The sequence below is a fragment of the Janthinobacterium sp. JF4 genome (genome assembly GCF_059617925.1).
Genome location: NZ_JCAQAV010000002.1, coordinates 29,692 through 53,139 on the forward strand (window position 1 = coordinate 29,692; position 23,448 = coordinate 53,139).

23 protein-coding genes are annotated in these 23,448 nt (G+C 64.3%); 5 read left to right on the plus strand and 18 right to left on the minus strand.

The features are described 5' to 3' along the window. Window positions 1-7: 7 nt before the first annotated feature. The 4 genes from AC54AF_RS01905 to AC54AF_RS01920 form a co-directional block, all read right to left on the minus strand. Window positions 8-742, minus strand: coding sequence for a hypothetical protein (locus AC54AF_RS01905; RefSeq protein WP_131689360.1), 735 nt, complete (start codon window positions 740-742; stop codon window positions 8-10). Continuing rightward, the gene (locus tag AC54AF_RS01910) at window positions 735-2,105 is read right to left on the minus strand and encodes a hypothetical protein (protein WP_092608970.1); all 1,371 of its coding nucleotides are present in this window, start codon (window positions 2,103-2,105) and stop codon (window positions 735-737) included. The genes AC54AF_RS01905 and AC54AF_RS01910 overlap by 8 nt, the downstream gene beginning before the upstream one ends. A 269-nt stretch (window positions 2,106-2,374) precedes the next feature. After that, window positions 2,375-3,139 carry a DUF3108 domain-containing protein gene (locus tag AC54AF_RS01915; RefSeq protein ID WP_496635005.1) on the minus strand — a complete coding sequence of 255 codons (765 nt, stop codon included), beginning with the start codon at window positions 3,137-3,139 and terminating at the stop codon, window positions 2,375-2,377. Next, the gene (locus tag AC54AF_RS01920; RefSeq protein ID WP_496635007.1) at window positions 3,140-4,249 is read right to left on the minus strand and encodes a DUF3108 domain-containing protein; all 1,110 of its coding nucleotides are present in this window, start codon (window positions 4,247-4,249) and stop codon (window positions 3,140-3,142) included. A gap of 149 nt (window positions 4,250-4,398) precedes the next feature. Here AC54AF_RS01920 and AC54AF_RS01925 point away from each other — a divergent pair, with 149 nt between their 5' ends. Beyond that, entirely contained in the window at window positions 4,399-5,121 is a 723-nt protein-coding gene (locus AC54AF_RS01925; protein ID WP_496635008.1) for a PhaM family polyhydroxyalkanoate granule multifunctional regulatory protein, read from the plus strand. A 21-nt stretch (window positions 5,122-5,142) separates the two neighbouring features. Here AC54AF_RS01925 and AC54AF_RS01930 read toward each other — a convergent pair whose 3' ends face one another. The 6 genes from AC54AF_RS01930 to pdxR form a co-directional block, all read right to left on the minus strand. After that, window positions 5,143-5,406: a hypothetical protein gene (locus tag AC54AF_RS01930; protein WP_225317168.1), complete on the minus strand. Its 264-nt coding sequence runs from the start codon at window positions 5,404-5,406 to the stop codon at window positions 5,143-5,145. Between the two features lie 16 nt (window positions 5,407-5,422). Continuing rightward, on the minus strand, window positions 5,423-7,153 hold the full coding sequence (locus tag AC54AF_RS01935) for a response regulator (protein ID WP_496635010.1): 1,731 nt from the start codon (window positions 7,151-7,153) through the stop codon (window positions 5,423-5,425). An 11-nt stretch (window positions 7,154-7,164) separates the two neighbouring features. After that, on the minus strand, window positions 7,165-7,884 hold the full coding sequence (locus tag AC54AF_RS01940) for a sensor histidine kinase (protein ID WP_496635012.1): 720 nt from the start codon (window positions 7,882-7,884) through the stop codon (window positions 7,165-7,167). Window positions 7,885-8,023: 139 nt separating this feature from the next. Continuing rightward, on the minus strand, window positions 8,024-9,655 hold the full coding sequence (gene mnmC1, locus AC54AF_RS01945) for an FAD-dependent 5-carboxymethylaminomethyl-2-thiouridine(34) oxidoreductase MnmC1 (protein ID WP_496635014.1): 1,632 nt from the start codon (window positions 9,653-9,655) through the stop codon (window positions 8,024-8,026). Next, complete coding sequence (locus AC54AF_RS01950) at window positions 9,655-10,218, minus strand: DNA-3-methyladenine glycosylase I (RefSeq protein WP_496635016.1); 564 nt, start codon at window positions 10,216-10,218, stop codon at window positions 9,655-9,657. Before AC54AF_RS01950 ends, mnmC1 begins: the two co-directional genes overlap by 1 nt. Before the next feature lie 38 nt (window positions 10,219-10,256). Next, window positions 10,257-11,753 carry a MocR-like pyridoxine biosynthesis transcription factor PdxR gene (pdxR, locus tag AC54AF_RS01955; protein WP_496635018.1) on the minus strand — a complete coding sequence of 499 codons (1,497 nt, stop codon included), beginning with the start codon at window positions 11,751-11,753 and terminating at the stop codon, window positions 10,257-10,259. 107 nt (window positions 11,754-11,860) lie between these two features. On the opposite strand from pdxR, the gene AC54AF_RS01960 reads away from it, so the two are divergent. Both AC54AF_RS01960 and AC54AF_RS01965 read left to right on the plus strand, forming a co-directional pair. Beyond that, window positions 11,861-12,322, plus strand: coding sequence for an OsmC family protein (locus AC54AF_RS01960; protein WP_496635020.1), 462 nt, complete (start codon window positions 11,861-11,863; stop codon window positions 12,320-12,322). Beyond that, a complete protein-coding gene (locus tag AC54AF_RS01965) occupies window positions 12,323-12,976 on the plus strand; it encodes an FMN-binding negative transcriptional regulator (RefSeq protein ID WP_496635022.1) in 654 nt (217 codons plus the stop codon). Window positions 12,977-13,116: 140 nt separating this feature from the next. Here AC54AF_RS01965 and AC54AF_RS01970 read toward each other — a convergent pair whose 3' ends face one another. The 3 genes from AC54AF_RS01970 to AC54AF_RS01980 form a co-directional block, all read right to left on the minus strand. Continuing rightward, window positions 13,117-13,554 (minus strand): CHRD domain-containing protein, encoded by a 438-nt coding sequence (locus tag AC54AF_RS01970; protein WP_496635024.1) that lies wholly within the window; start codon window positions 13,552-13,554, stop codon window positions 13,117-13,119. Between the two features lie 157 nt (window positions 13,555-13,711). Beyond that, a complete protein-coding gene (locus tag AC54AF_RS01975) occupies window positions 13,712-14,269 on the minus strand; it encodes a winged helix-turn-helix transcriptional regulator (RefSeq protein ID WP_071326735.1) in 558 nt (185 codons plus the stop codon). A 62-nt stretch (window positions 14,270-14,331) separates the two neighbouring features. Further along, window positions 14,332-14,520: a hypothetical protein gene (locus AC54AF_RS01980; RefSeq protein ID WP_496635026.1), complete on the minus strand. Its 189-nt coding sequence runs from the start codon at window positions 14,518-14,520 to the stop codon at window positions 14,332-14,334. A 1-nt stretch (window position 14,521) separates the two neighbouring features. Between AC54AF_RS01980 and AC54AF_RS01985 the strand changes: the two genes are divergently transcribed. Next, window positions 14,522-14,758, plus strand: a complete 237-nt coding sequence (locus AC54AF_RS01985; RefSeq protein WP_496635027.1) for a hypothetical protein — start codon at window positions 14,522-14,524, stop codon at window positions 14,756-14,758. On the opposite strand, the gene AC54AF_RS01990 is transcribed toward AC54AF_RS01985, so the two are convergent. The 4 genes from AC54AF_RS01990 to AC54AF_RS02005 are packed head-to-tail and all read right to left on the minus strand — an operon-like array spanning window position 14,755 to window position 19,433. Beyond that, entirely contained in the window at window positions 14,755-15,759 is a 1,005-nt protein-coding gene (locus tag AC54AF_RS01990) for a Csu type fimbrial protein (protein WP_496635029.1), read from the minus strand. The genes AC54AF_RS01985 and AC54AF_RS01990 overlap by 4 nt on opposite strands. Beyond that, window positions 15,759-18,137 carry a fimbria/pilus outer membrane usher protein gene (locus AC54AF_RS01995; protein ID WP_496635031.1) on the minus strand — a complete coding sequence of 793 codons (2,379 nt, stop codon included), beginning with the start codon at window positions 18,135-18,137 and terminating at the stop codon, window positions 15,759-15,761. Before AC54AF_RS01995 ends, AC54AF_RS01990 begins: the two co-directional genes overlap by 1 nt. Before the next feature lie 24 nt (window positions 18,138-18,161). Further along, window positions 18,162-18,890 carry a fimbrial biogenesis chaperone gene (locus AC54AF_RS02000; RefSeq protein WP_496635033.1) on the minus strand — a complete coding sequence of 243 codons (729 nt, stop codon included), beginning with the start codon at window positions 18,888-18,890 and terminating at the stop codon, window positions 18,162-18,164. A 12-nt stretch (window positions 18,891-18,902) separates the two neighbouring features. Beyond that, the gene (locus AC54AF_RS02005; RefSeq protein ID WP_496635035.1) at window positions 18,903-19,433 is read right to left on the minus strand and encodes a Csu type fimbrial protein; all 531 of its coding nucleotides are present in this window, start codon (window positions 19,431-19,433) and stop codon (window positions 18,903-18,905) included. Window positions 19,434-19,782: 349 nt separating this feature from the next. Here AC54AF_RS02005 and AC54AF_RS02010 point away from each other — a divergent pair, with 349 nt between their 5' ends. Next, a complete protein-coding gene (locus AC54AF_RS02010; RefSeq protein ID WP_496635037.1) occupies window positions 19,783-20,586 on the plus strand; it encodes a response regulator transcription factor in 804 nt (267 codons plus the stop codon). Here AC54AF_RS02010 and AC54AF_RS02015 read toward each other — a convergent pair. Next, entirely contained in the window at window positions 20,583-23,141 is a 2,559-nt protein-coding gene (locus tag AC54AF_RS02015) for a TonB-dependent receptor (protein ID WP_496635039.1), read from the minus strand. The two genes, AC54AF_RS02010 and AC54AF_RS02015, sit on opposite strands and share 4 nt — an antisense overlap. Between the last annotated feature and the right edge of the window lie 307 nt (window positions 23,142-23,448).

The following is a 23,448-nucleotide window of genomic DNA, read 5'->3' on the forward strand; positions in this document are numbered from 1 at the left end:
GGCGCTTTCAGTGAGGAAGGTCGGACGCGGGCTCGTCGCCGGCGTCAGGCAGGTCGCCGAGGTCGGCGGACAGGTCGGCTGACAAATCAGCGTCGAGGTCGACGGCCACCAGGCGCGCCGGCGCGCGCTTGAACACGTCAGCCAGGGCGCCGTTGATGATGCGCTCCTTGAGCACGTCGGTGTCCATCATCAGGTCCAGCAGCGGGCCTTCCAGGATGAAATCGCCGCGCCGCTCGATGAAGCCCAGCTTGGCCAGGGTGCCCAGGTTCATGTCCATGCGCGTCTTCTTGCCCAGCTTGTCGCCGAAGTCCGACAACAGCGCCTTGTAGGAAATGCCGATCGACGCGTCTTCCGCGCGCGGCAGCGGCTTTTCCGTGCCAAACATATCGTTCTGGTCATCGTCCGCGTGCTGGTGCGTTTCCTGGCGCTCGCGCTTGGGCAGGATGATCTGCGCCCACAGCACCACCAGCAAGGCCACACCATCGCGCGCCAAACCAAAATTGTTGTTTTGCCAGACGTCGCGCGCGCCGAAGATCTTCGGTTCGATGGTGCGCGTCAGGGCCAGGGTCACGTGGTCGGCATACACGTTGTCGAGCAGTTTCAAGCCGCAGGCCAGCAGGCGCGCATCGATCTCGGCGCGGAACAGCTCGTCGGACAGCACGCGCTTGACGAGCTTGTCGTCGCGGCGCAGGGTTTGATGCGTGAGCAGGCGCGCAATCAGGATTTGGGAATCGTCATTCATCGGCAGTGCCGCTATCTAAATCAAGTGAAACATTCAGTGAAAGCGAGGCGATCGACATGGCCGCCACGTGGGGGTCGGTCAGTTGGACCATCTCGTCGGTCGGTGTAAAGGTGATCGGCAAACGGGCCAGTTCTGCCGTCGAGCCTTGCAAGCTCGCTTCGGACACGTCGCCCAAGAGCGGCAGCATCGAGGCGCGGTACGAGGCCACGGCAAAGCTGGCCGGCAGCAGCGAGTCCTGCACCGGTACGCTCTTCGGCCCCTCTTCGCCGATGCTGGGGAAATTGCCCAGGCTGGCAAAGTTCGACAGGCGTTCGAGCAAGTCATCGAGTTCAAGCTGCATGGCGGGACCGTCGCTGATGGTGGTGGGCGCGTCCTCTCCGCTGGGCAGGCCCGTGTTGATGACACCCGCCGCCCGTTCGGACAGCAGTTCCGTTTCCGCCACGTCGATCATCTCGGCCGGCGTGGAAAACAGCGGCACGACGGGCTGGTCGATGGCGCCCTCGGCCAGGCTGGCCAGGTCGTCGTGCAGCAAGAGCCAGCGCTTGATGTCCGTGGTCGACAGGCCCGACTGGCCCAGGTGCACGCGCTGGCGCTCGATCTGGTTCAGGGCGCGCGAAAACATGCCTTGCATGTTCAGCAATTTACTTTGCGCGCGGCCGATCGCCTGCGCCGCCTTGTGCGTGGCGCTGTCCGCGTTTTCATCGGAAGTGATCGCCACGAGAATCTCGGAACCCTTCTCGACCCAGTCGCACGCCATGTTCCACTTCGCTTGCGCCGTGCGCAGCCGGAATTCGGAACCGGAGGCGATGGCGTCAGAGAATTCTTCCGTCAAATCCACCAGGCGCCCCAGCAAATGCTGGAGTTGCTCGACCGACACGCCACCGACGGCTTGCGCACCGGCCACCTGCGACAGCAGGAAACCCATTTCCGCTTCGTCTTCCGTCTGCCCCAGGCCCAGCAGGCTGTCGATGGCGGACAGCACATTGCGCGCCATCGGCGTGACGCGGTACACGCCCTGCTGCGCATCCCAGGCCAGCAACTGGTTCGAGCGCAGGCGCAGCAAGACCGTTTCGAGGCTTTCCGGCAACAGGTATGCCAGTTTCGTGTTGATATCGGCGCGCGTGTAGGCGGACGTAGCCGCATCGGACGCCAGCTCGCGCAACACCAGCAGCCGCACCAGCACGCCATCGAAACCGCCATGGAACAGGGCCGTAAACACTTGCAGCAGGGGCTGCGCCCGCTTCAAATGAAACACCTGCTCGATCTCGTCGGCCGAAATATTGGGCTGGAAATGCGCCTGCAAGGAATCGTGATGCTCTTGCTCTGTCTGATTTGCATCCGTAGCCACGGCTGCACTTGCCATTATATCAATCATTCTTTTCCGGATGAGTGTTCAGCGGGCGGCGCAGCGGGCTAACGCGGCGCTGCGGGGCGGGGGCGTCAGTATATCAGTTCTGACATGCAATTTAGCGTGCGGGAGGGGGAGCTGCGGACGCCGCGCAACGCTGGCGCCTGCTTATTAAGACTCCTGATGGCGAAAACGGGCGGACAAGGGTCAGTTCCTTCGGAATCGGGATGCGCCCACTGGGCACCTCCCCCCGGCGGGTCTGACCCCACAACTATAGCAAGCACTTACTTTTTGACGATCTTCTGCAAGGTTTGCTCGACGTAATCGCCGTCTTCATCGGCGAACGTCACCTTCACGGGATACCATTCCAGCGATGGCGCCAGCCACAGGTCCACTTGCTGGCCCTTCTTGTCCGGCGGCGGTGCCTTGATCAGGTGCACGGCCTCCACCAAACCCTGGCCGGTGGCGACGGTCTCCTGCTTGACGACCTTGAAGGTCCACGGTTCAGCGTCGTGGCGGCCGGCAACGAAGAAGCTCCATTCCGAGCCGGGCGTGAATTTTTCGGGAGCGGCGCGCGCCACGCTGACCAGTTGCCAGACGGTGCTGTTGCGGTCCTGCTCGCCGCCTTTCAGCGGATAGCTGTCATCGCCCTCGCTGAAGACGATAGTCTTGCTGTCGCGCTTGAAGGTGGTCGTGGCCGCTTCCTTGCGGAAGCGTTTTTCCACGAACTGGGTTGGCGCCAGGCCGTAATCGTCGACCGCGCCTTCGCTGCGCTGTTCGAGTATCTTGCCGAACAGGGCTGCCTTGGTTTCGGCCAGCAGCGAATACTTGCCGTCGCCGGCGCGCCAGTTGCTGACCGATTCGCCGGACAGCGCAATGCCGCGCTGTTTCGCCTTGATCGAATAGACGAGGTCGGCCGATGGCGCCAGTTTGTACGGGCGCTTGATGACGGGATGGTCCACCGGCTCGTCCGCCGCCATGGCGGGCGTCAGGGTGGCGGCCAGCAGGCTTGCCGCCAGGACGCGTTTCAAAATAGTCAAAGTAGTCATTTATTTTCCTGTTGAATCATTTACGGAGATCTTGGTCACGGTTTGCGTGGTCAGCGCCCCGTTCGCTTCGGTATTGCGTATTTGTACCGGATACCATTGCATGGATGGCGCCAGCCAGATATCGAGCTGCGACGAATACGTGCCGGGCTTGGGCGGGCGGCGCAGATGCCAGGTCACCAGGCGGCCCATGTCGGTATCGAGTTCTTCCTCGCCCACCAGCTGGAAGCGGAACACGGTCGCTTCCTTTTCCTCGCCGACGAGGATGTCGATATTGCCCGCCAGCTGGTTGACGTCGGCGCGGCCGATGGCGGCCAGCTGGAACGGCACGGTGGCCTTGTCTTGCGCCCCCTCCTGCCATGGCGCCATGGCCGTCGTGGCGGAAAACGTGATGGCCTTGGCGTCGCGGTTGAAATGCGTGGCCGTTTGCGCGCGGCCCTTGCGTTTCTCCGTGGCCATGACGGGCACGATGCCGCTGCCATCGATCACGCCCTCGCTGGTCAGCACCAGCAGGTTGATGCGCGTGATCAGCATGCTCAAGCCCACTTCCAATTTCAGCTGATACGTGTCGCCCCGGTTGTCCCACGCCATCGCGGCCACGCCCTGCCACTTGGTGCCGTCGGCATCGCGCCGGTCCACGTGCAGGTCGAACTGGGCCGAGGCGGGCACATTCGTCTTGTAGTGCCGTGCCTGCTCGACGGGCGGCGGCGCGCTGGCCGGCGCGGGCGCAGCCGCCACGGCGGGCGCGGGCGCCGTGATGGCCGGGGCAGCCACTGCGGCCGGCGATGACGTGACCGGGCCTTGCGGCACGTCGCTGGCGGGCGCCGTCAACTGGGGCGTTTCGCTCGACGCCAGCTCCGTCAGCGGCGGTGGTGGCGGCAAGCGGGGTTCGGGCACGGGCCGCAGCTCGGGCGGCGGCGCCAGCAACGGCAGGGGTTTGGGCGGCTCGGCGATCAATGCCATGCTGACCACCTGTGCATGCTCCTGTCCCAGCGGCACCATGCTGGCACGCGAAGTGAGCCACTCCAGCGCCACGTAATGCAGTGCGCCGATGACCGCGACAAAGATGACGGTACGGCGGCGCGGTGGCGAAAAGAAGGAGTCAGGCATCATAGGCCGTAGTGTAACGCTTCCACTGCGCTTCCCGCTTCTTGCCCGTGCTCAACTCTTAATGTTTTATGTAAGAAAATGTTGGCGGTATTACGTCAGTTGCAAGCCGATATCTGCTACGCTAAGCCTATCCATCTACCAGGAGATTTCGCATGGCAAACCCGCAAATGCCCCAGATGCCGGGCGCAGCAGTTGTGACCGATACGCTCGACTTCGTCAAAAACCTGTGGGGCAGCATGAGCGTGCCCGGCATGGGCATGCCTGGCATCACGGCACCCACCATGTCGGTGGAAGAGCTGGACAAGAAAATCAGCGACCTGAAGGCCGTCGAAGCCTGGCTGAACCTCAATACCAGCATGCTGCGCGGCAGTATCCAGGCATTGGAGGTGCAGCGCGGCACCATCGCCACATTGAAATCGATGGGTGCGTCACTGGCGGCGGCCATCACGCAACCGGGCGCCAGCGAGAAAACCGTGTTTGAATCCGTGCCCTACGCTTCCGCGTTTTTCCAGCAAGCCGCACCTGCGGCGCCTGAACCAAAACCGGCTCCGGCTCCCGCACCTGCGCCCGCACCAGAACCGGCTGCGGCGGCGCCCGGCGATGCGGGCAGCCAGGCAGCAGCCCAGCTGGCCAATCCAAGTGCCTGGTGGAATTTGTTACAAGATCAGTTCAAGCAAGCCGTATCGACGGCCATGTCGCCCGATGCCGCCAGTGCGGCAGCGGCCAGCTTTGGTAGCGTAGGCAAAGCCAAGCCAGAGGCCAGCAAGCCGGCCAAGCCGGCAGAGGCAGGCACGACAGCCAAGGCCAAGGCCCCGCTGCGCAAGGCGCCCGCGAAACGCGCGGCACCCAAGGCGAAAGCGCCAGGCAAGGCCTGATGCTACAAGCCGGCAATATGATCAGGCGATACGATGAATGCGGATCGCCTCGATCATGTTGTCGGCCTGCCGTTTTACGTCACCGATCGTGATCAGGCCTTCGTCAGCCAGCGCCTTGGCGTGCTCGTACGAAGACTGGAATGTTTCCAGCGTGTCTCCCTTGGCGGCGACCGGGCGTACCCAGGCAATACTGCCGACTTTCATTTTTTTGTACACTTCATTGACCACATCACGCATAGTTTCTTCCTTATTGTTGTAAAGCAACTCAAGCACGGGCGAACCCACGCTGGCCCCTAGTTTATCATCCGGCACGCTCGCGCATGGATTTTCCGCCTTTTTCCGGCGCCGGCGGCGCTTTTTCCGCGACCACGACAGCCTCTTCCGGCCCGGGCGGCGGCGTCAGCTGCACCAGTTGCTCCATCAATTGCGCGAAGCGCTGCTGCCCTGGTGCAATTTTGTCTACATACAACAACACTTCCATGGCTTCGGCCGCCAATTCCGCCTGATAGCCGCGCTGTTCCAGGAAAGACACGATGATTTGCGCGGAATTGAACAGGATGCGCAAGTTGTTGGGCAGCTTTTCGCGTGCCGCGCGCATCCACGCGACCGCTTCGTTGAGCTTGTCCGTCTTCCACAGCAACACGCCCTTGTTCATCAAGTCCGACGCTTCCTTGCGCGAGGCGATGATCAGGCTGGTGCCCTCGTCGCCCATCTTCGCCTTGTCGAAAATCTTTTGCACTTCGTCCTGCACCACCTGGTTGTCGTGGTTGTTTTTCACCACGTAGCACAGCAGGCCAGCCGGCGCATCCTTGACGCCGACGGCGAACAGCAGGGTGGCCAGCTCCATGCAGATATTTTTCTCGGGCCGCGCCGGGTCTTCCAGCAGCATGGCTTCGAGTTCGTCGCCGCACTTGCGCGCGCGCCGGTAATCGCCCGTTTCGTGGTGCACCATGCCTTCCGTGATCTTTGCGCGCAAACCAATCTGCTCGGGCGAGAATTCGCGCTGCGCCAGCAGCAGCCATTGCAGCGCTTCCTTGGCATCCTTCTTCAGGCCGCACACGCGCGCCAGGCCCAGGTAGGCGTCCGGCGTCTTCATGACGGAAAACTCGCCGATGGAAATACACTTGCGGAAGGCTTTTTCCGCCATGCTGACATTGCCGACTTTCAAGGCCGCCAGTCCCAGGTTGCGCTGGCGCGGCACGGAATTGGGCGACAGGCGCGCCGCTTTTTCCAGCACGCCGCACGCTTCCTCGTGCTGGCCCATCAACTGGTAGGCGACGGCCATCTGGTCGTAGGCATCGATGTAGTACTTGTTCTCGACGATCACGCCCTGGAAGATCTGCCGCGCCGCCTCGTGCTCGCCGTTGTTCATGCGGATCTTGCCCAGACCCGCCTTGGCCCAGCTGTAATCGCGCTCGGCCAGCACTTTCTCGTACACGGCGCGGGCCTTCTCCGGCTCGCCGCTTTTCAGCAGCAAACTGGCCTTCATGCGCAGCAGTTCCAGCTCGTGCAACTTGTTGAGCTCGATCTGCGCGTCGCACAGCTTGGCGGCGCGCAGATAATCCTTTTCCATGCAGGCCTGGTCGATCTCGCGAAACACCTGCTTCTTGTGCCACACGCGGTTCAAGCGCGTCAGCAGCACGCCTTCCGTGATCGGCTTGATCAGGTAGGCGTCGGGCTGGTGCTCGGCCGCGCCCATCACGGATTCCACGCTTTTCTCGGCCGATACCATCAGCCACACGCTCGATGGCGCCGTCAGGTTGCGCACGCGCGTCTCTTCCAGCACTTGCTGGCCATTCTTGCCTTCGCCCAGGTTGTAATCGCACAGCACCACGTCGTAGCGCGTCTTGGCCAGCAGCTTCATGGCTTCGCCGCCGCTGGCCGCCTGGTCGATATGGCGCGCGCCCAGATTGCGCAGCGATTCGCGCAGCAGGATGCGGATGCCGATGAAATCGTCGACCAGCAGATAATGCTTGTCGGCCCAGTCGGTGCTGCCCGCTTCGGCGGCGGTGGCGTGGCTGTCTGTCGTCATGGCATCCTCGTTCAGGGCAGGCGCAGGATGAAACAGCCGCCGCCCAGCGCGCCGCCATTTTCCAGGGCGATGCTGCCGCTGCTGCCCCGGTGCTTGTGCATCTTCGCCACCTCGCTGGAAAAATACAGGCCCAGGCCCGTGCTGTTGGTGGAAAAATTCACGCCGGCCGCCATGCCATCCATGGCCGCGCTGCCCGCGTCGAGCAAGGCCTGCGTATAACCGTCGCCATTGTCTTCCACGCGCAGTTCCAGCATGGCGTCGTGCTCCCGCACCGACAGGCGGATCGTGTCCTGCGTGTAGCGGATGGCGTTGTTGATGGCATGGGCAAGCACGCCGATGACCAGGTCTTCATCCAGGGTCCAGATCAGCTCCGGCGGGCAAGCCGTCTCCAGACGGATACCCTTCGAGAGCAGCAGGATCTTTTCCTGGTCCACCACCTGGTCGACCACCTGGCTCACCAGTTGCGGCTGCACGTCGAACGGGTAGCCGGGCTTGCCCACTTCCTTGTACAGGGCCAGCAGCTGGATCAGGTTGTCGTTCAGGCGCTTGGTCTGGTACAGCATCTGCGCCATCTGCAGGTAGGCGGGGTCGGCCTGGGGCGCGGGCTTGGCCTGCTCGGCCGCCAGCAGCGACTCCAGGGTGCCGCTGACGACGCTGATCGAGTTTTTCATGTCGTGCACGGTCGACGCCAGGAACAGGAAAAGCTCGGGCGAGCTGTGTTGATCTTCCACCGGATATCTCCTTGGGGCCGCAGCTTGAATATTGCCAAGGATAAATTATACCGCCAGCCTGCGCACGCCTGCCAGCCATGCGCAAAGTCCGTGACATGACGCAACAATGCCGCCCCCACCAAACGCGATGCACCCTTTTTCAGGCGCTCCGTCGGCGCTCGCGCAATAAAAACCGCGCAGGGTCCAACGCGGCCGCCAATTGACTCTCCAGCGGCAGCGGCTCACCCTCCAGCTGGCACGCCAGCAGTTCGGCCGCCAGCGGCGCCCAGATCAGACCGCGCGAGGCGTAACCGAGCAAGCCAAACAGGCCGGGCCAGCGCGGCACGTCGCGCAGGCGCTCGCAGCGGCCTGGCACGCCCGGGTCGGGCAAGGCGCCCGCCAGCGGCAGGCGGTCCGGCGCCATGCAGCGAAAACCCGTGCGCCCGGCCAGCGGCGCGGCGAACGGTGCCACACAAAGGATGTCGGCGACCTTCGCGATATTGTCTTCCTGACTGGCCACGCGCAGGCTGCTGTCCGCGTCGGCGTCATAGGTCGCGCCCACGCACGCGACGCCCTGGTGCGCCGGCGTCATGTAGGCTTCACGGCAGACGACAAACGGCAACGATGGCAAGCTGCCTTCGGCCAGGTGCGTGACCTGGCCGCGCACGGCGTCCAGCGGCAGGCCGGCCGCCTGTTCGAAATCCACGGCACCCGTGCCCGCCGCCAGGATGACGGTGGGCGCGGCCGCGATCAGGGCACCGTCCGCATCGCGCACCAGCCATTCCTGATCGCCACGCTCCAGGCGCAGGGCGCTGCTGGAAAAACACCGCGTCAGCAAGGCGCCGCAGGCGTCCAGCATGGCCGCGCAGACGGAAGACGGGCGCGCCCAGCCGCCCTGTTCGAACCACCAGGCGCCGTCGGGCGCCGGCGCGCCCAGCATGGCGCTCGCCTCTGGCGCTTCCAGCCAGCGGGCGAATTCGCGTGGATACAAGCCACTGGCGGCGATCTGCCGCTGCACCTGCGCATGTGCGCCGTCGCGCGCCAGGTGCAGCACGCCGCTTTGCACACCCTCGATGGCGGCGCCGATGCCGCCCAGGTCTTTCCAGCGGCGCAGCGAGTACAGGTAGGCGGCGCGCACCAGGCGCGTGGCGATGTTGTCGTCCTTCGACATCAGCGGCATGAAGATGCCGGCCAGGTTGCCCGACGCCTCGCCGGCCGGCTGCGCGTGGCGTTCAATCAAGGTCACCTTCCAGCCGCGCGCAGCCAGCCGTTCGCAGGCGGCGGCGCCGGCCACGCCCGCGCCGATGACGATGGCGCGCCGCTCGGGCGCCGCTGCGCTCACGGCGTCTGCGCGCCGCGCATAAAACACGGCGCGCAAACGGCTCTCGTCAAAAACAAACCCATTCTTTTGCAACTCCGCGCGCTGCGCCTCGTCCAGGTGCACGGCCTGCAGGCGGGCGCCATCGACCATCAGGCGCGCCAGCAGCGGCGTGGCTGCCGGCACCCAGGCCAGATGCACTTCATCGACGCGCGCCGACAACTGCGCCAGGCAGGCATCGGGCTCGCCGATCAGCACATCGAGCGTGACGAGGCCATCGCGCGAGACCATGCGGTGCAGGCCCGGCACGCAAGGCGGCCATTGCATGCGCCACTCTTCGGGCAAGTGGCTGGCATCGACGGGACGCGGCGCCAGCGCGATGTAATGCAGGCGGCGCCCCCCATGCGTTGCACAGACAGCACGCAAGCGCGCGCCGTCAAAATCCGTGTCGAGCAGGACGAGAGCGCGGCGCATCAGTGCCCCGCACGGCAAAAGCAGGTCGGTGCATGGTCGTTGACCATGCCGATGCCCTGCATGTAGGCATAGATGATGGTCGAACCGACGAACTTGAAGCCCAGTTTGGCCAGGTCTTTCGACAGTTTGTCGGACAAGGCTGTCTTGGCGGGAAATGCGCCCGGCTGCCAGCTGTTGACGATGGGCTGGCCATCGACATACGCCCACAGGAAGCTGTCCAGGGTCTGTCCTTGCACGCGCAGGCGCAAGTAGGCTTGCGCATTCGTGATGGCGGCCGCCACCTTCAGGCGGTTGCGCACGATGCCGGGGTCCGCCAGCAGCTGGGCCACCTTGTCCGGGCCATACGCGGCGATCTTTTCCGCATCCCAGTTGTCGAAAGCGGCACGGTAGGTGTCGCGCTTGTTGAGGATGGTTTCCCAGCTCAGGCCCGCCTGCGCGCCTTCCAGGTTCAGCATCTCGAACAGCCGGCGCTCGTCGTGGCAGGGCACGCCCCACTCCGTATCATGGTAATCGAGATAGCGGGGATTGGCCGGATTGGCCCAGGAGCAGCGGGTAGTATTCATGGTCGGGTTCTTCATATGCGGGCAACTGCCAGTATAGTTTATCGGCCGCGCAGGATGCGCCCCAGTTCCTGCAAGCCGTGCGCCATCTCGGCCGGGGGAATCGCCGCAAAGCCCAGCAGCAACCCTGGCGGCGTGGCGCACTCCGGGCCAGCTAGCGGATCGGCATAGTGCCCCAGCGGGCGCAATTCGATGCCGCGCGCCAGGCCCGCGCTCGACACGGTTTCTTCATCGTGGCCGGCGCGGAAATACGCGCACAGTTGCAGGCCGCTGTCGGCCGGGCCGCACGCGAGCTGGTCGCCCAGTTCGCGCGCAATGCCGCGCACCAGCAGGTCGCGTCGCTCGGCATTGCTGTCGCGCGTGCGGCGGATATGCCGGCCGAAGTGCCCCTCGGCGATGAAGTCGGCCAGCGCCATCTGCGGCACGATGGCCGTGTGGCGGTCCATCACGGCCTTCGCTTGCACCAGCGCTTCGGCCAGCGCGGGCGGCGCCACCATATAGCCCAGGCGCAGTCCCGGGAACAGCACTTTCGACAGGGTGCCCACGTACACCACGCAGCCATCGCGGTCCAGGCTTTGCAGCGACGCCAGCGGCGCGCCCGCGTAGCGGTATTCGCTGTCGTAATCGTCTTCCACCAGCCAGGCCTTGTGCTGCGCGGCCCAGGCCAGCAAGACCAGGCGGCGCGGCAAGCTCATGCTCACGCCCAGCGGCAGCTGGTGCGATGGCGTCACGTAGGCCAGCTTGGCCTGCGGGCAGTGCGCCACGCCATACGCCACGTCGAGCCCCTGCGCATCGACGGGCACCGGAAAAACCTGCGCGCCGGCCGCGCGCAGCGGGCCGCTGGCGCCCCGGTAGCCGGGCGACTCCATCCAGGCAGAATCGCCGGGCGCCAGCAGGATGGTCGACAGCATGAACAGCGCCTGCTGCGAACCCGAGGTGATGACGATCTGCTGCGGCGTGCACCGGACGCCGCGCGACGCCTTCAAATACACGCACAGCAGTTCGCGCAGCGGCAGGTAGCCGGCCGGGTCGCTGTAGCCGAAATGGTGGTCGGGCCGGCGCCAGCGCCGCGCTGCCAGGCGGTTCCACACGTCGAACGGGAAATGGTCGATGCGCGGCATGCCGACGCGAAAAGCGCGCAGCGGCCCCCGGTGGAACGCCACCTGGCGCATGGCCGCCACCACGCCCTGCCCGCGCGCCGACAGGGGCCGCAGCAGGCCGGGCGCGTCCGCCTTGGCGGCCGACGCGGCCAGGGACACGGGCAGCGGAACGTCGCGGCTGACAAAGGTGCCGCGCCCCACGGCGCCATCGAGATAGCCTTCGGCCGCCAACTGCGCATATGCATTGAGCACCGTCTGGCGCGACACGTCCAGCAGGCGGCAAAAATCGCGCGTGGGCGGCAGCTGCATGCCGGGACCCATGCGGCCATCGAGGATGGCGGCCTTGATGGCCGCATACAGCTGGCGATACAGCGGCTCGCTGGCGCCGCGCTGCAGCGGCAAGGCGGCGATGATCTGGTGCAGGTGGGAAGCCGGCATGGTGGAATGGCCCTTATATTGGTAGCCTCAAGATAGCACTTATTGGCTGTTTTAAATAGCCAAGACTGGCACTAAGATGGCGCATCCCTCACTCTTGCGGAGCACCCATGCATCAGTTTTTCGCCACCATAGCCTGGCAGCGCGACGGCCAGGATTTCGCCGGCCAGCGCTACAGCCGTGGCCATGAATGGCAGTTCGACGGCGGCCTGACGGTACCCGCCTCGTCGTCGCCCCTGTCCGTGCCGCTGCCCATGTCGGTGGCGGCAAATATCGATCCGGAAGAAGCACTGGTGGCCGCCACGTCGAGCTGCCACATGCTGTTCTTCCTGTCGCTGGCAGCGCAGCGCGGTTACGTCATCGACGACTACCGCGACGAGGCCGTCGGCGAGCTGGGAAAAAATGCTGCGGGCCGCCCGGCCATGACGCGCATCGTGCTGCGTCCGCGCATCGCCTTCGCAGGCGAAGCGCCATCGCCCGAGGCGCTGGCCGCCCTGCACCACGATGCGCACGCGCGCTGCTACATCGCCAACTCGCTCACGGCCGACGTGGTGGTGGAAGGAGCCCGCTAGATGTACTCGCCCGCCAGCTTTATCGAAGAGCGCCTCGACGTGCTGCATGGCCTGATTGCCAGTCACCCGCTGGGGGCGCTGGTGCGCCATGGCGCCGATGGCTTGTGCGCCGACCATCTGCCGTTCGAGATCGCCGCGCCCACGCTTGACGCCCCGTTCGGCATCCTGCGCGCCCACGTGGCGCGCGCCAATCCCGTGTGGCGCGCCGCCGATGCGGACGACGACTGCATGGTGATCTTCCAGGGGCCGCACGCCTACATCACGCCCGCCTGGTATACAGAAAAGCAGCGCAGCGGCAAGGTAGTGCCGACCTTCAATTACGCGGTCGTACACGCCCACGGCCCCCTGCGCGCCATCGACGATGCGGCGTGGCTGATGGGATTGCTGGAGCGCCTGACGGCGCGCCATGAGGCAGATCAAGCCACGCCGTGGCGGGTGAGCGATGCGCCAGCCGCCTATATCGACAAGCTATTGAAAGCCATCGTCGGCATCGAGATTCCCCTCACGCGCATCACGGGAAAATGGAAGCTGGGGCAGAACCGCAGCATGCAGGACCAGGCCAGCATGGCGCACGGCCTGGCGCTGGACCATCAAGCCGGCGCGGCGCAGGCCCTCGGCGCGCTGATCGCCGCCAACGTCACGCCAGCCATCTGACGTTGACAGTAGCGAAAGGCGCTGGCGAGGATGGCCAGCATGGAGCGCCAATCCAGCGCGCTGCACCAGCTGGCCGCCTGGCGCAAAAAAAGGCCGCTCGCGCGGCCCAAGGAGGTTTCCGGAAAAATGCAGGTGGCCGGCTAGGGCTTGAGCTGGGCGCGGATCTCGCCGGCCGGATAGGCGGCGCTATGCAGGTTCACGTACAGCTTGCCGGCCAGGTAGCTCGCATACTGGGGCGGCGTGAGCATGGCGCCGGCCGGCGCGGCGAACATGCCTTCGGCGGTTTTCACCAGCGGCACGATGACGGGGCCATTGGCGCCGGCGGGCGCTTCATGGATGTGCGCGACGGTCGCCAGCATGCCCGTGTAGCGCACGCCGCCGCTGACGCTGCGGTCGCGGGCGACGCGGAGATTGCTGCTGCCGCTGGCCGTGCTGGTATTGGCCGGCACTTCCTGCGCGCCCGTCAAGGTGACGTCATGGCCGCCCGGCTGATGCGGACCATGGGAACAGGCGCCCAGCAGGGCGCCCAGCGCCAGCACGCTGGCGGCGCGGCGCACGTGTTGTGGCAAGGTAGTCATCGCAATACTCCTTCAACGGACATCGGGTCACGAACGGCGTCCTGCCCTCCACAACCGGGCTTGCGCCGCACTTGCATTGCATGGTGCGACAGTAACGCCATACCGTGCAGTCCGTCTTGCTTTACGCCAAACTTGCTGCTCGCCTGCCAGCGCGTCGTCAGGCCAGATGGCCTTCCGCCACCCAGCCGCGGTTGGCAGCCGGCGCCTTCGGCTTGGGTGCGATGCCGCTGCTTTTTTCCGCATCGAGGATGATGCTGCGCATGCTGTCGCTGGCGGCAGGCCCTGGCGCGAACGCGTAGTACTCGTCATTGATGGGCAAACCCGTCATGGCGTCGACCAGCACCGGGTCGGCGGCCAGGCCCGTGTCGCGGCTGGCGATGACGAGGCTGGCGCCTTCCGGTGCGAAGTTTTCATTACCCCAGGCAATAAACGCCAGCAAGACAGGCTTGAAGGCGCGCCCGGACTTGGTCAGCACATAGTCGTAGCGGGGTGGCTTGGCGCAATACAGGCGGCGCGTCATCAAGCCCCCTTCCACCAGGTCGGCCAGGCGGCGCGTCAGGATGGTGGGCGCGATCTTGAGGCTTTTTTCAAATTCGTCGAAGCGCGTCTTGCCATAAAACGCTTCGCGCAGGATGAGGATGCTCCACCATTCGCCCACCTTGCCCAGGCTGCGTGCGATCGGGCAAGGCAAATTATTAAAGTTGGTATGTTTCATGGCCATCTCCTCACATTGATTCAACACAACAATCGAAAATATCTCAGTTGCAACACAGAAACTTAGTGACTATCATTTTGCAAGCGACCTTCGCACCCCGGCAGCGGCTTGAAAATACGCAAAAACTCACGCTTTCCTGCATCAAGTACAATCATGGCTGGTTCTGCTCCCCCAATCCCGGTGCGAAAAACGGTATCCGCCACGCCTTCCAGCGCTGCTGCCCACGCCCGTTTTTCACTCACTGCATTCACGATGACCCCTTTGAAGCTTGCCGTACTGCCTGCCCTGCTCGCCCTGTCCCTTTGCCAGACCACCACCGCCGGCACCGTGTCTTCCGCGTCGTTCCAGGCCACCTTCATCGTCCAGGAAACGTGCACCATCGTCTCGCAACGCAGCAGCGCCCAGGTGCGCTGCCAGCACAACACACCATATCTGCTGCTCCAGCAGACAACGCCATCGGGCGCCGGCCTCGTCACCGTCACGTTCTAAAAATAAATCGTTGCCGTCACCGTGTCCTTGTAGTCGCCAGGGCGCGGCGACACCTGCGCCGGCACGCGGCCGTATATCGTCAGCGGCACGCTGGCGCCCGTGCCCGTGCCTGTCACCATGTTGGTGCCTGCCGTGCCATCGCCCCATGGCGTGCCATCGAGGGTGGCTGACAGCAGGTAACTGACCTGGTCCGTGGTGACGGTATTCTTCATTTTCCGGCTGGCCACATCGGCCGCCACGCTGCCGCCATTGAGGGCGATCTGGTAGGCATTGTTATTCACGCAGCGCACCGACAAGGTGCTGGTGCTGCGCAAGTTGCCCGTCAGGATGGAGGCGTTCGCGAACGCCATCGGCGTGGCCGTGATGGTGCAATCGTTGACGGCCGTGGCATTGACCGTAAAGCCGAAGCTGCCGCTGCTGGCCGTGCAACCCTGCAGGTTGATGAGGCCATACGTGGTGTAGGTGTAGGTGCCCTGGCCGGCAAAGCTCGACGTATACACGGTATTGGCGTTGGCGACCGTCGGCACGGCGGCCAGGGCGGTGCCGGCGGGAATCTTCGCGTACACGGTAAAAGTGGTGGAATACGTGCCAGGCGGCGCCAGCAAGCCGGCCGACAGGATCATGCCGAAGGTCGACGGCGCGCCCGTCACGCCGGCACCGCCCCAGATCTTCGCCGTCGCATACGAACTGTCCACGTACACGTTGTACTCCATGCGGTTGCTGCCATTGCCCAGCTGGCGCGGCAGGGCCGAGGTGGAATTGGTGCCCAGTCCCAGCGAGATGCACACTTGCGCATTGGGCGTGAGCAACTGCCCCAGGTTCAGCGACGAAAACACGCAGCTGAAGGTTCCCGTTGCCTGCGCCACGTAATCGGTGCCGGAAATCGGGCTGACGGTGCCGAAATCGATATTCGTCATGCTAACCGAGCAGGTATCGGCCTGCGCCGAACCGCCCCAGGCACAGCCCAGCAGCAGAGTCAGCCATGGCAGCAGGCGGCGCATCAGCGGCCCCTCGCGACGCCGGCGCTGCAGCGCAGCGGGCCGATCACGGGCAAGCCGCGCGCTGCCGGACGCACATAGGCAAAGCGCACCGTGCATGCGCTGTCGCCCTCGCTCACTTGCAACTGATTCTGCTCCAGCAAATCATCGACGAACACGATGCCGTCAAATCCCACCACCGTCTGTTTGCCGCTTTGCACGTGCACCACGGGCAAGCCCGTGGCCATCGGCTTGCCCTGCGCATCCTGGACGATGACGGTGGCCGCACTGTAGCGTTCGATGGGGAAGGCGGCCAGCACGCCCGCCAGGTATTGCGGCACGACATTGACATTGCTCACGGGTACCCGCGCGTCCACATCGAGCTCCTCCGTGGCGATGCTGATCTGATTATTGCCATAGGGATTCAAATTCGGCACCAGCAGATAGCCGCCCCTGTCCGTCACGCCGATCTGGCGGTTTTCATGCAGCACCGGAATATTGCCCACGCCACCCGTGGACACCAGCGCAAAACCGTTGCCCACCTGGCGCGCCGCCTCGACATGGCCATCCATCAGCACCAGCGCGCCGGCCGCGCCCAGCGAGGAGGCATTGCCCACGCTACTGCTTTGCGTGCGCGCGCTCACGCGGCCGGCATTGCCCAGGTATTCCAGTTGCGCCTGCCGGTAGGCATTGCCGCCCAGCGTGCCAGCCTGCACGTTCCAGCCGAAGCCGCCGCCAAAGTCCGCCGCGCGCTGCGCGCTCACGCTGCGGCCGTTCTGGCCATTTTGCCGGCTGCTGTTGACGCTGACGGCCAGATTGTTGTCGAAGGCCATGCTCAGTCCGAAGTAGAAGCCCCGCTGCTCGCGTTGCCGCACATCCTGGAACAGGCTGGCGTTGAAGAACAGGCCGTGAAACAGGGTGGCCGAATAGCCGACGGTGGCAAGCTTCGATGGCGGCGCGCCAGGCGTGCGGTAGCTGATATAGCTACTGCTGACACTGCTTCCTGCCGGCAATGGCAGGCTGACGGTGAGGCGGTCCGCCGCGCGCACCACGGGGCTGCCGTCGCGCGAGGCAAGGTCGCCAAAGCCGGCGCTGGCGCGCACGCTTTGCACATCGACGCTGAAGCGCGGCCCCAGGTACTGGTAGCCGGCGCCCAGCTGCACGCCACGGCCCCGGCCGCCGCTGGCCGACAGCGAACCGTTGAGCACGCCCGCCTGGCCCAGCCGCACCAGCGCGCCCGCCCCCGTCTGATACAGGCCGGCGGCCAGTTCCGCATGGCCTTCGATGGTGAGGCTGTCGCTGACGCCATGGCGGATGGAAGCGCTGGCGACCAGTTGCCGCGCATAGCCGAACAGGCGGCGGCCATAGTCGCGCCGCACGGCGCCCGCCTCGACCGAGTAATCGCTCAAGCCGCTGGCCAGCATGCGCGTATCGACATACAGGGGCAGCACGGTCGTCACGCTGCGTCCCAGTGCATCGCGCGTAATGAGGGTGGCTTGCCCGGCGCCATTGATGCCAGCCACCTGGTTCAGCACAAACGGACCGCTGGGCACGCTGGCAGCATATTGCTGCACACCATTGACATACAGGCTCAGCGACGAAGGCACGAGCGCCGTGCCGTCGACAGAGGCGACAGGGAAGGTCAGCAGGTCGGGACGCAGCTGGAAATTCTTGCGCCACTGCACCCCGCCGACGCGCACGGCGCGGCTCCAGCTGAGCGACGAGGAAATCAGATCGCCCACTTGCCACGTTTGCAAGGTCTCGGGGTCGGCATGGCTCCAGAAGGTGTCAAAGCGCATGTACTTGCGCTGATCCGCCCCCAGGTTCAAGGTGCCGGTATTGCTGAAGACGCCGCTGTCATTGAAATAGCGCATATCGTTGAAGACGGCGCCGCGCCGCGTCTGTCCCAGCTCCGCATAGGCTTCATAATTGAGGACGGCGCCGGGCGTGACGCGCGATGGCGGCGTCTGCGCCGCCGGGCGCGCGCTGATGCGGTAAGGCGAGCGCAGCTCGTCCGCCACCTGCAGCGACACGCTCTGGCGCGCCGCATCATATTCATAGCCGAGTCCGGGAATCGCATCGAGCGCCACCTCGGTCTGACCGGATGCGAGCAGGCGCGCCGGGTCCAGCCCCAGCTGCCGCAAGTTCGCCACACTGCTGCGCAAGCCTTTGCCCACCTGGGTAAAGCGCAAGATCAGCCCGGTTGATTCAGCATTCACAGTGACCTCCAGATACAGTTCATTCGGCGCCGCCGGATCGCTGGGCAAGCTGGCGGGCCCCGGATCGGCGCCCGTCACGGCCGCTGCGGCATCGGCCCTGGCCAGCGGCGCCATGGCCAGCAACAGCAACGCTGCCAGCACGCGTTTCATGGTGTGGCCGCTGGCGCCCAAGGCGCGCGGCAAGCCGGCCCGTCATGGCAGCCATGTTCAAGGTGTCGAATTCTTGGCAATGAGTGCCTTGGCATTCACATTGACCGCAATACTCAACGGTCCATCCAGTTCAGCCTCCCTGGCAACGGGCAGGCGCCATACGCGCATGCGGGACGCCAGGACATAACCAAACAGCCCCTTGCTGATAACAAACTCCTTGCCCGCCTGGTTCGTGAACGTCATCGCACCGATCTGCGCATGAAAATTGCCACTGTTCTTGATACGCAACATCCACTCGCCCTGTTCGCGGAACACTTGCCAGTCGAGCACTTCCTTGCCCGGCGCGCCGGCCGGCAGCACGAATACGGGCACCGAGTAGCGCAGGCGGATATCGACGCCGCTGCTGCCCGCCTCATCCTCGCGGCTGACTTCATCGATGAGCACGCGATACGTCTTTTCCTGCGCGACAGGGCCAGCCTGAGCACGCACCAGGCGGATGGTCTGGCGGCTGTTGGCGGCGATTTCGACGATCGGCGGGCTGGCCACCAGCTCCTGCGTCGGCGCCAGCGTTTCCTCGCCATCGCGCTGGTCCCAGACGAACACGCGCACCTGCCCGTAGATGGGCTGGTCACCAAGGTTTTGCAGGCTGATGCCGGCCGCACTCTGGGCGGCGCGCAAATTGAGCGTCACCGGCGAAATCTGCAGACTGGCGCCGTGCGCGCCCGCAGCGCAGCAGGCCAGCAGCGCCAGCACGCCTTTTATCAGGGAAGCAGCACAGGCCTTCACGCAGCGCCCGGCTTAAAAGTACACGGTGGCCGTGATGGTCGACGTATAGGTATCGGGCGCCGGTGTCGCTTGCGGCGGAATATTGCCGTATACCGTGATCGGCTGCGAAGAGCCGTTGCCGGTGCCGCCGACGGTATCGGTGCCCTGGGTATCGCCCCACAAGGTGCTGCCGGCCGTCTGGTACAGATTGAATTGCACCGTCCCCAGGTTGCCGCCGGTGCCACTCAGGTAGCGCGTGGTGCCGCTCGAACCGGTGCCCGAGCCGGCCGTCAAGCCCACGTTATACAGCGTGGTATTGGTGCAGGTGACATTCACGGTCGTATTGACGTTCACGGCAGTAGCCAGTACACCCTGACTTTGGCCAAAGTCGAGATTGGCCGCCGCGATGGTGCAATTGGCGATGATTCTCAGGGTGACGTCAAAGGTGGTGCTGGCGCTGCCGTTCAGATACACGGCTGCGTCGGCGCCACGCGGCAGGAGGGCGGTGCCAGCCACAGCCACGCTGGCAGCCACGACAAGGCGGGGGAAGATAACTCGCAACATGATACCTCCTGATGATGGAACATCATTAATGAGCCCGCCATATATGAAGGGCGTCGAGGATAGTCACGGTATTGCCGGCGTTTTCTGGGGCACGCAAACCAGGACGACAAGATACTGGCGCCGAGAGTCAGGAATCCAGGGACTCCGGCATTTTTGCAGCATTGGCAAAACAGATTTTTTGGCAAGCGACATTGCTTAAAATCAATGCATGAGTGAATTATTCGCGATCTGGGAAATCCGCGCTTCTTCTCGCGGAGAAACATCTTTTGAAATACGAGAAAAGCAGAAAAAAAAGAAAAAGCGAGGCATAATAAGCCACAACTTGCTATTTGGTTAAGTCATCCATGCCATGCCACTGACCAGCGAAACCATCAAAAAAAATATCTTGATCGTGGACGATTCCGCGTTCGAGCAGCGCATGCTGATGGAGCTGCTCAGCGAGCAGCCCTACCGATTCAGCATCGCGTTCAACGGCTACCAGGGCTACCAGCTGGCCTTGGCCACGCATCCCGACCTGATCCTGCTCGATGTGCGCATGCCCGAGATGGATGGCTACACGGCCTGCCGTTTGCTCAAGGCCAATCCTGAAACAGAAGCGATTCCCGTGATCTTTCTGAGCGGCGCCGATGCCGCCAAGGAACGCATCATGGGCTTGCAGGTGGGGGGCGTCGACTACATTTCGAAGCCGTTCACGCCGGAAGAACTGGCCGCGCGCATCCATATCCACCTGGGTTTGATGCGTAAAAGCAACAGTATCTTGCCAGCAACGGCGCCGATCGGCGACAAGCTGCAGCATCCCGACCTGGTGTTCGTCAATGCGGTCAAACAGCTGATCCTCGACAACCTGGGCAGCCTGCCGAACCTGTCCGAAATCGCCCGCAGCGTGGGCACCTACCGCGAAAAGCTGACGCTGATGTTCCGCGAGCAGACGGGCATGACGGTCTTCGCCTTCATCCGCGAAGCGCGCATTGCCCGCGGCGTGGAATTGCTGCAGCAGACGGACATCGATGTGCAGGATATCGCCCTGCTGATCGGCTTTCACAACGCGGGCAACTTCGCCACCGCCTTTCGCGAACGCATGGGCGTCCCCCCCAGCGCCTACCGCCAGCGCCTGCAGGAGCAGACGGGACAGCGGCAGGCGGCGAGTGGTTAGAACTTGTAGTTCAGCTTGAGCGCCGCGACGCGTCCGCGCGGATCGGCCTGGGTAAAGTCAAAGCCGGTGGAGGCATAGTCCCAGGGCGCCCGCTTGTTGGCCAGGTTTTGCACGATGAAGGTGACGTTCGCCTGTGGCGTCACCTGCCAGCTGCCGGTCACGTCAAAGGTGCTGAAGGCGGCCACCGATTCATCGAGGTGCTGCTGCTGCGCATAGCTGCCCACGTAATTCCAGGTGAGCGTGGACGACCACTTGCCCTGCTCCCAGGTGGCCGACGTGACACCGCGCCATTTCGGGATGGAGCCGAAGTAATTGGTGCCGGCACCGTCCGTCAACGGCGCGCCATCGGACAGCGGTTCGGCAAAGCGCAGCACGCGGCTCAGCTGGCCGGCCAGGGTCAGCTTGCCCCAGTCCTGGCCGACGAAGCGCTGGCGCAGGTCGATATCGATGCCCGACACTTCGCGCTGGCCCTGGTTGCGGAACTGGCGGTACAGGGTCGTGATGCGCCCATCGGCGCCGCGCGTGATCTGTTGCGGCGCCGTATTTTCATTCGCGAGGATAGTGGTGGCGCTGGCCGTGCCGATCACGCCATCCTGCCTGATGCGGTAGTAATCGAGGCCGATGCTGGAACTGCTGGTGGGCGACACCACCACGCCCAGGTTCAGGTTTTTCGAACGCTCGGGGCGCAGGTTCGGATTGGCGATGGTCATGACCGTCACGCCGCGCGACTGCGTCGGCGTCAGCGGATCGCGGGCATCGATCACGCCGGTGTAGCTGACGGCCGTGCTGTCGGTGATTTCCGGCAGCGACGGCGCGCGGAAGGCGCGTGAAACGGTGCCGCGCAGCAGCAACCAGGGAGCCGCCTGATAGCGCGCGCTCGCTTTCGGCGAGAATGCATTGCCGAAATCGCTGTAATGGTCGGCGCGGCCGGCCACGTTGACGGACAGGTCTTTTACGACGGGCACGTTGAATTCGGCAAACAGGGCCGACACATTGCGCGAGCCGTTGATGATATTGAGCGCGGGGCGCAGTTCCGTGCCCGACAGCACGGCCGTCGAGGTTTGCGAATCCATCTTTTCGCGGCGCCATTGAGCGCCGGCGGCAAATCCCAGCGGGCCAGCCGGCAGGTTCCAGATATCCTTGGCCGCCGAGAAGTCGAGCGTGTCGAGGGTCGACTCGGCCGGGCGCAGGGTCGACAGGCGCAGGCGGTTGCGCACCGCTTCGCTGTTTTGCGACTGGTCAAAGAAATTGTAGCTGCCGTCAGCCAGCACTTTCTGGAATTCGTAGCGGTTGACGAAGTTCTGCACCGTTTCCTCCAGCTTGCTGCTGGAATGGGCCACGGCCGTATCCCAGTCCCAGCCCGCCCAGGTGCCCTTGGCGCCGGCCAGCGCGCGGTAGAAGGTGACGCGGTCCTGCTTCAGGCGCGGTCCCAGGTCGAACAGCGTGGCCGTGAACGGCAAGGGCGTCGTGCCCGGATTGTTCGGATGGCCCACGGGCAGCACCACGGGAATGGTATCGAGCAGCTTGGTGCTGTTGTTCCACACGCGCGTGGCGTTATTCACGCTCAAAGGCGCGCTGAAGGTCTGGTCGGCGCGCGAATAACTGTGCAGCAAGTCGACATAGGCTTCCGTGTCCGCGTTCAGCTTGAGGGTGCCGCGCAGCGACGAGTGGATGCGCTCGATGCCCGGGATCAGCGTTTTATACGGCGCCGGATTGTAGGCCAGCACCTGGCCGCTGCGCTCGGGATTGATGTCCTTGTACGGCACCAGCTGCAGCGGGCCGCGCACGCCGCCCAGGGTCTGCGTGGGATCGTTGCCGGCGTAATTCGTGGCGGTCCAGCCCAGGCTGCCGCGCTGCTGCTGGCGGTAATTGGCGTCGCGCAGCCATGCCACGTCGCTTTGCTGCAGCTTGTCGCGCTGCTGCGCGTCGACCGAGAAGACCACGCTGTAGCCGTCTTCCTCGAGCTTGCCGAAACCCGTTTGCAGCGCCGCGCTCTTTTCGTGCTGGCCCGTGCCTTGCGTCGAGCCGCCCCATTGCGCCGTGATGTCCGTGCCCGTGAATTCCTTGTACAGGATGATGTTGACCACGCCGGCCACGGCGTCGGAGCCATACACGGACGAGGCACCATCCTTGAGCACCTCGATGCGCTGCACGGCCGCCATCGGCAGGCTGTTGAGGTCAACGAAGGTCTGCTGCAAATCCTGCGCCGTGGCGTAACTGGCCACGCGGCGGCCATTCACCAGGATCAGGGTGTTTTGCTGGCCGATGCCGCGCAGCGACAGGCCCGAGGTGCCGGCCGAGAAACTGCCCGTATATTGTTCGTTATAGCTGTTGCCGCTGTTGGCGGAGATGGCGCGCAGCACGTCCGACACGCTGGTCTTGCCGCCGGCTTTCAATTCCTTGGCCGTGATGACCTGCACGGCGCTGGCGCCCTCTTTTTCGCTGACGCGGATATGCGATCCGGTGACATTCACGCGCAGCATGTCGTCCTCGGCGTGGACGAAGGCGGGAAAGGCGGCGGCGATGGCAAGACTGATGGCGAGTGGTTTGAACATGGTTTCCTCTTATTGGGATTGCAGCCTTTTTCCGATAAAAAAGGCCGAGCAGGGGCACGCGGGCCGGTGGGCCAGCGGGCAAAACGACGACGGGGGTGTTAAGGAATTACGGGAGGCGTGGACGGGCACGCACCGGCATCGACTGCGCCATGCATTGCATGGCCAGCTGGTGCGGGACGGCGGAAAAACAGGAAGAAAGGGTAAAACGCAACATAAAAGACACCAGTAAGCGGGGAAATGCCACTATATCCCGGCATCTTTAGCGTGTGAACGAATTAAAAATTGATTGTATATACGATTTGAATCT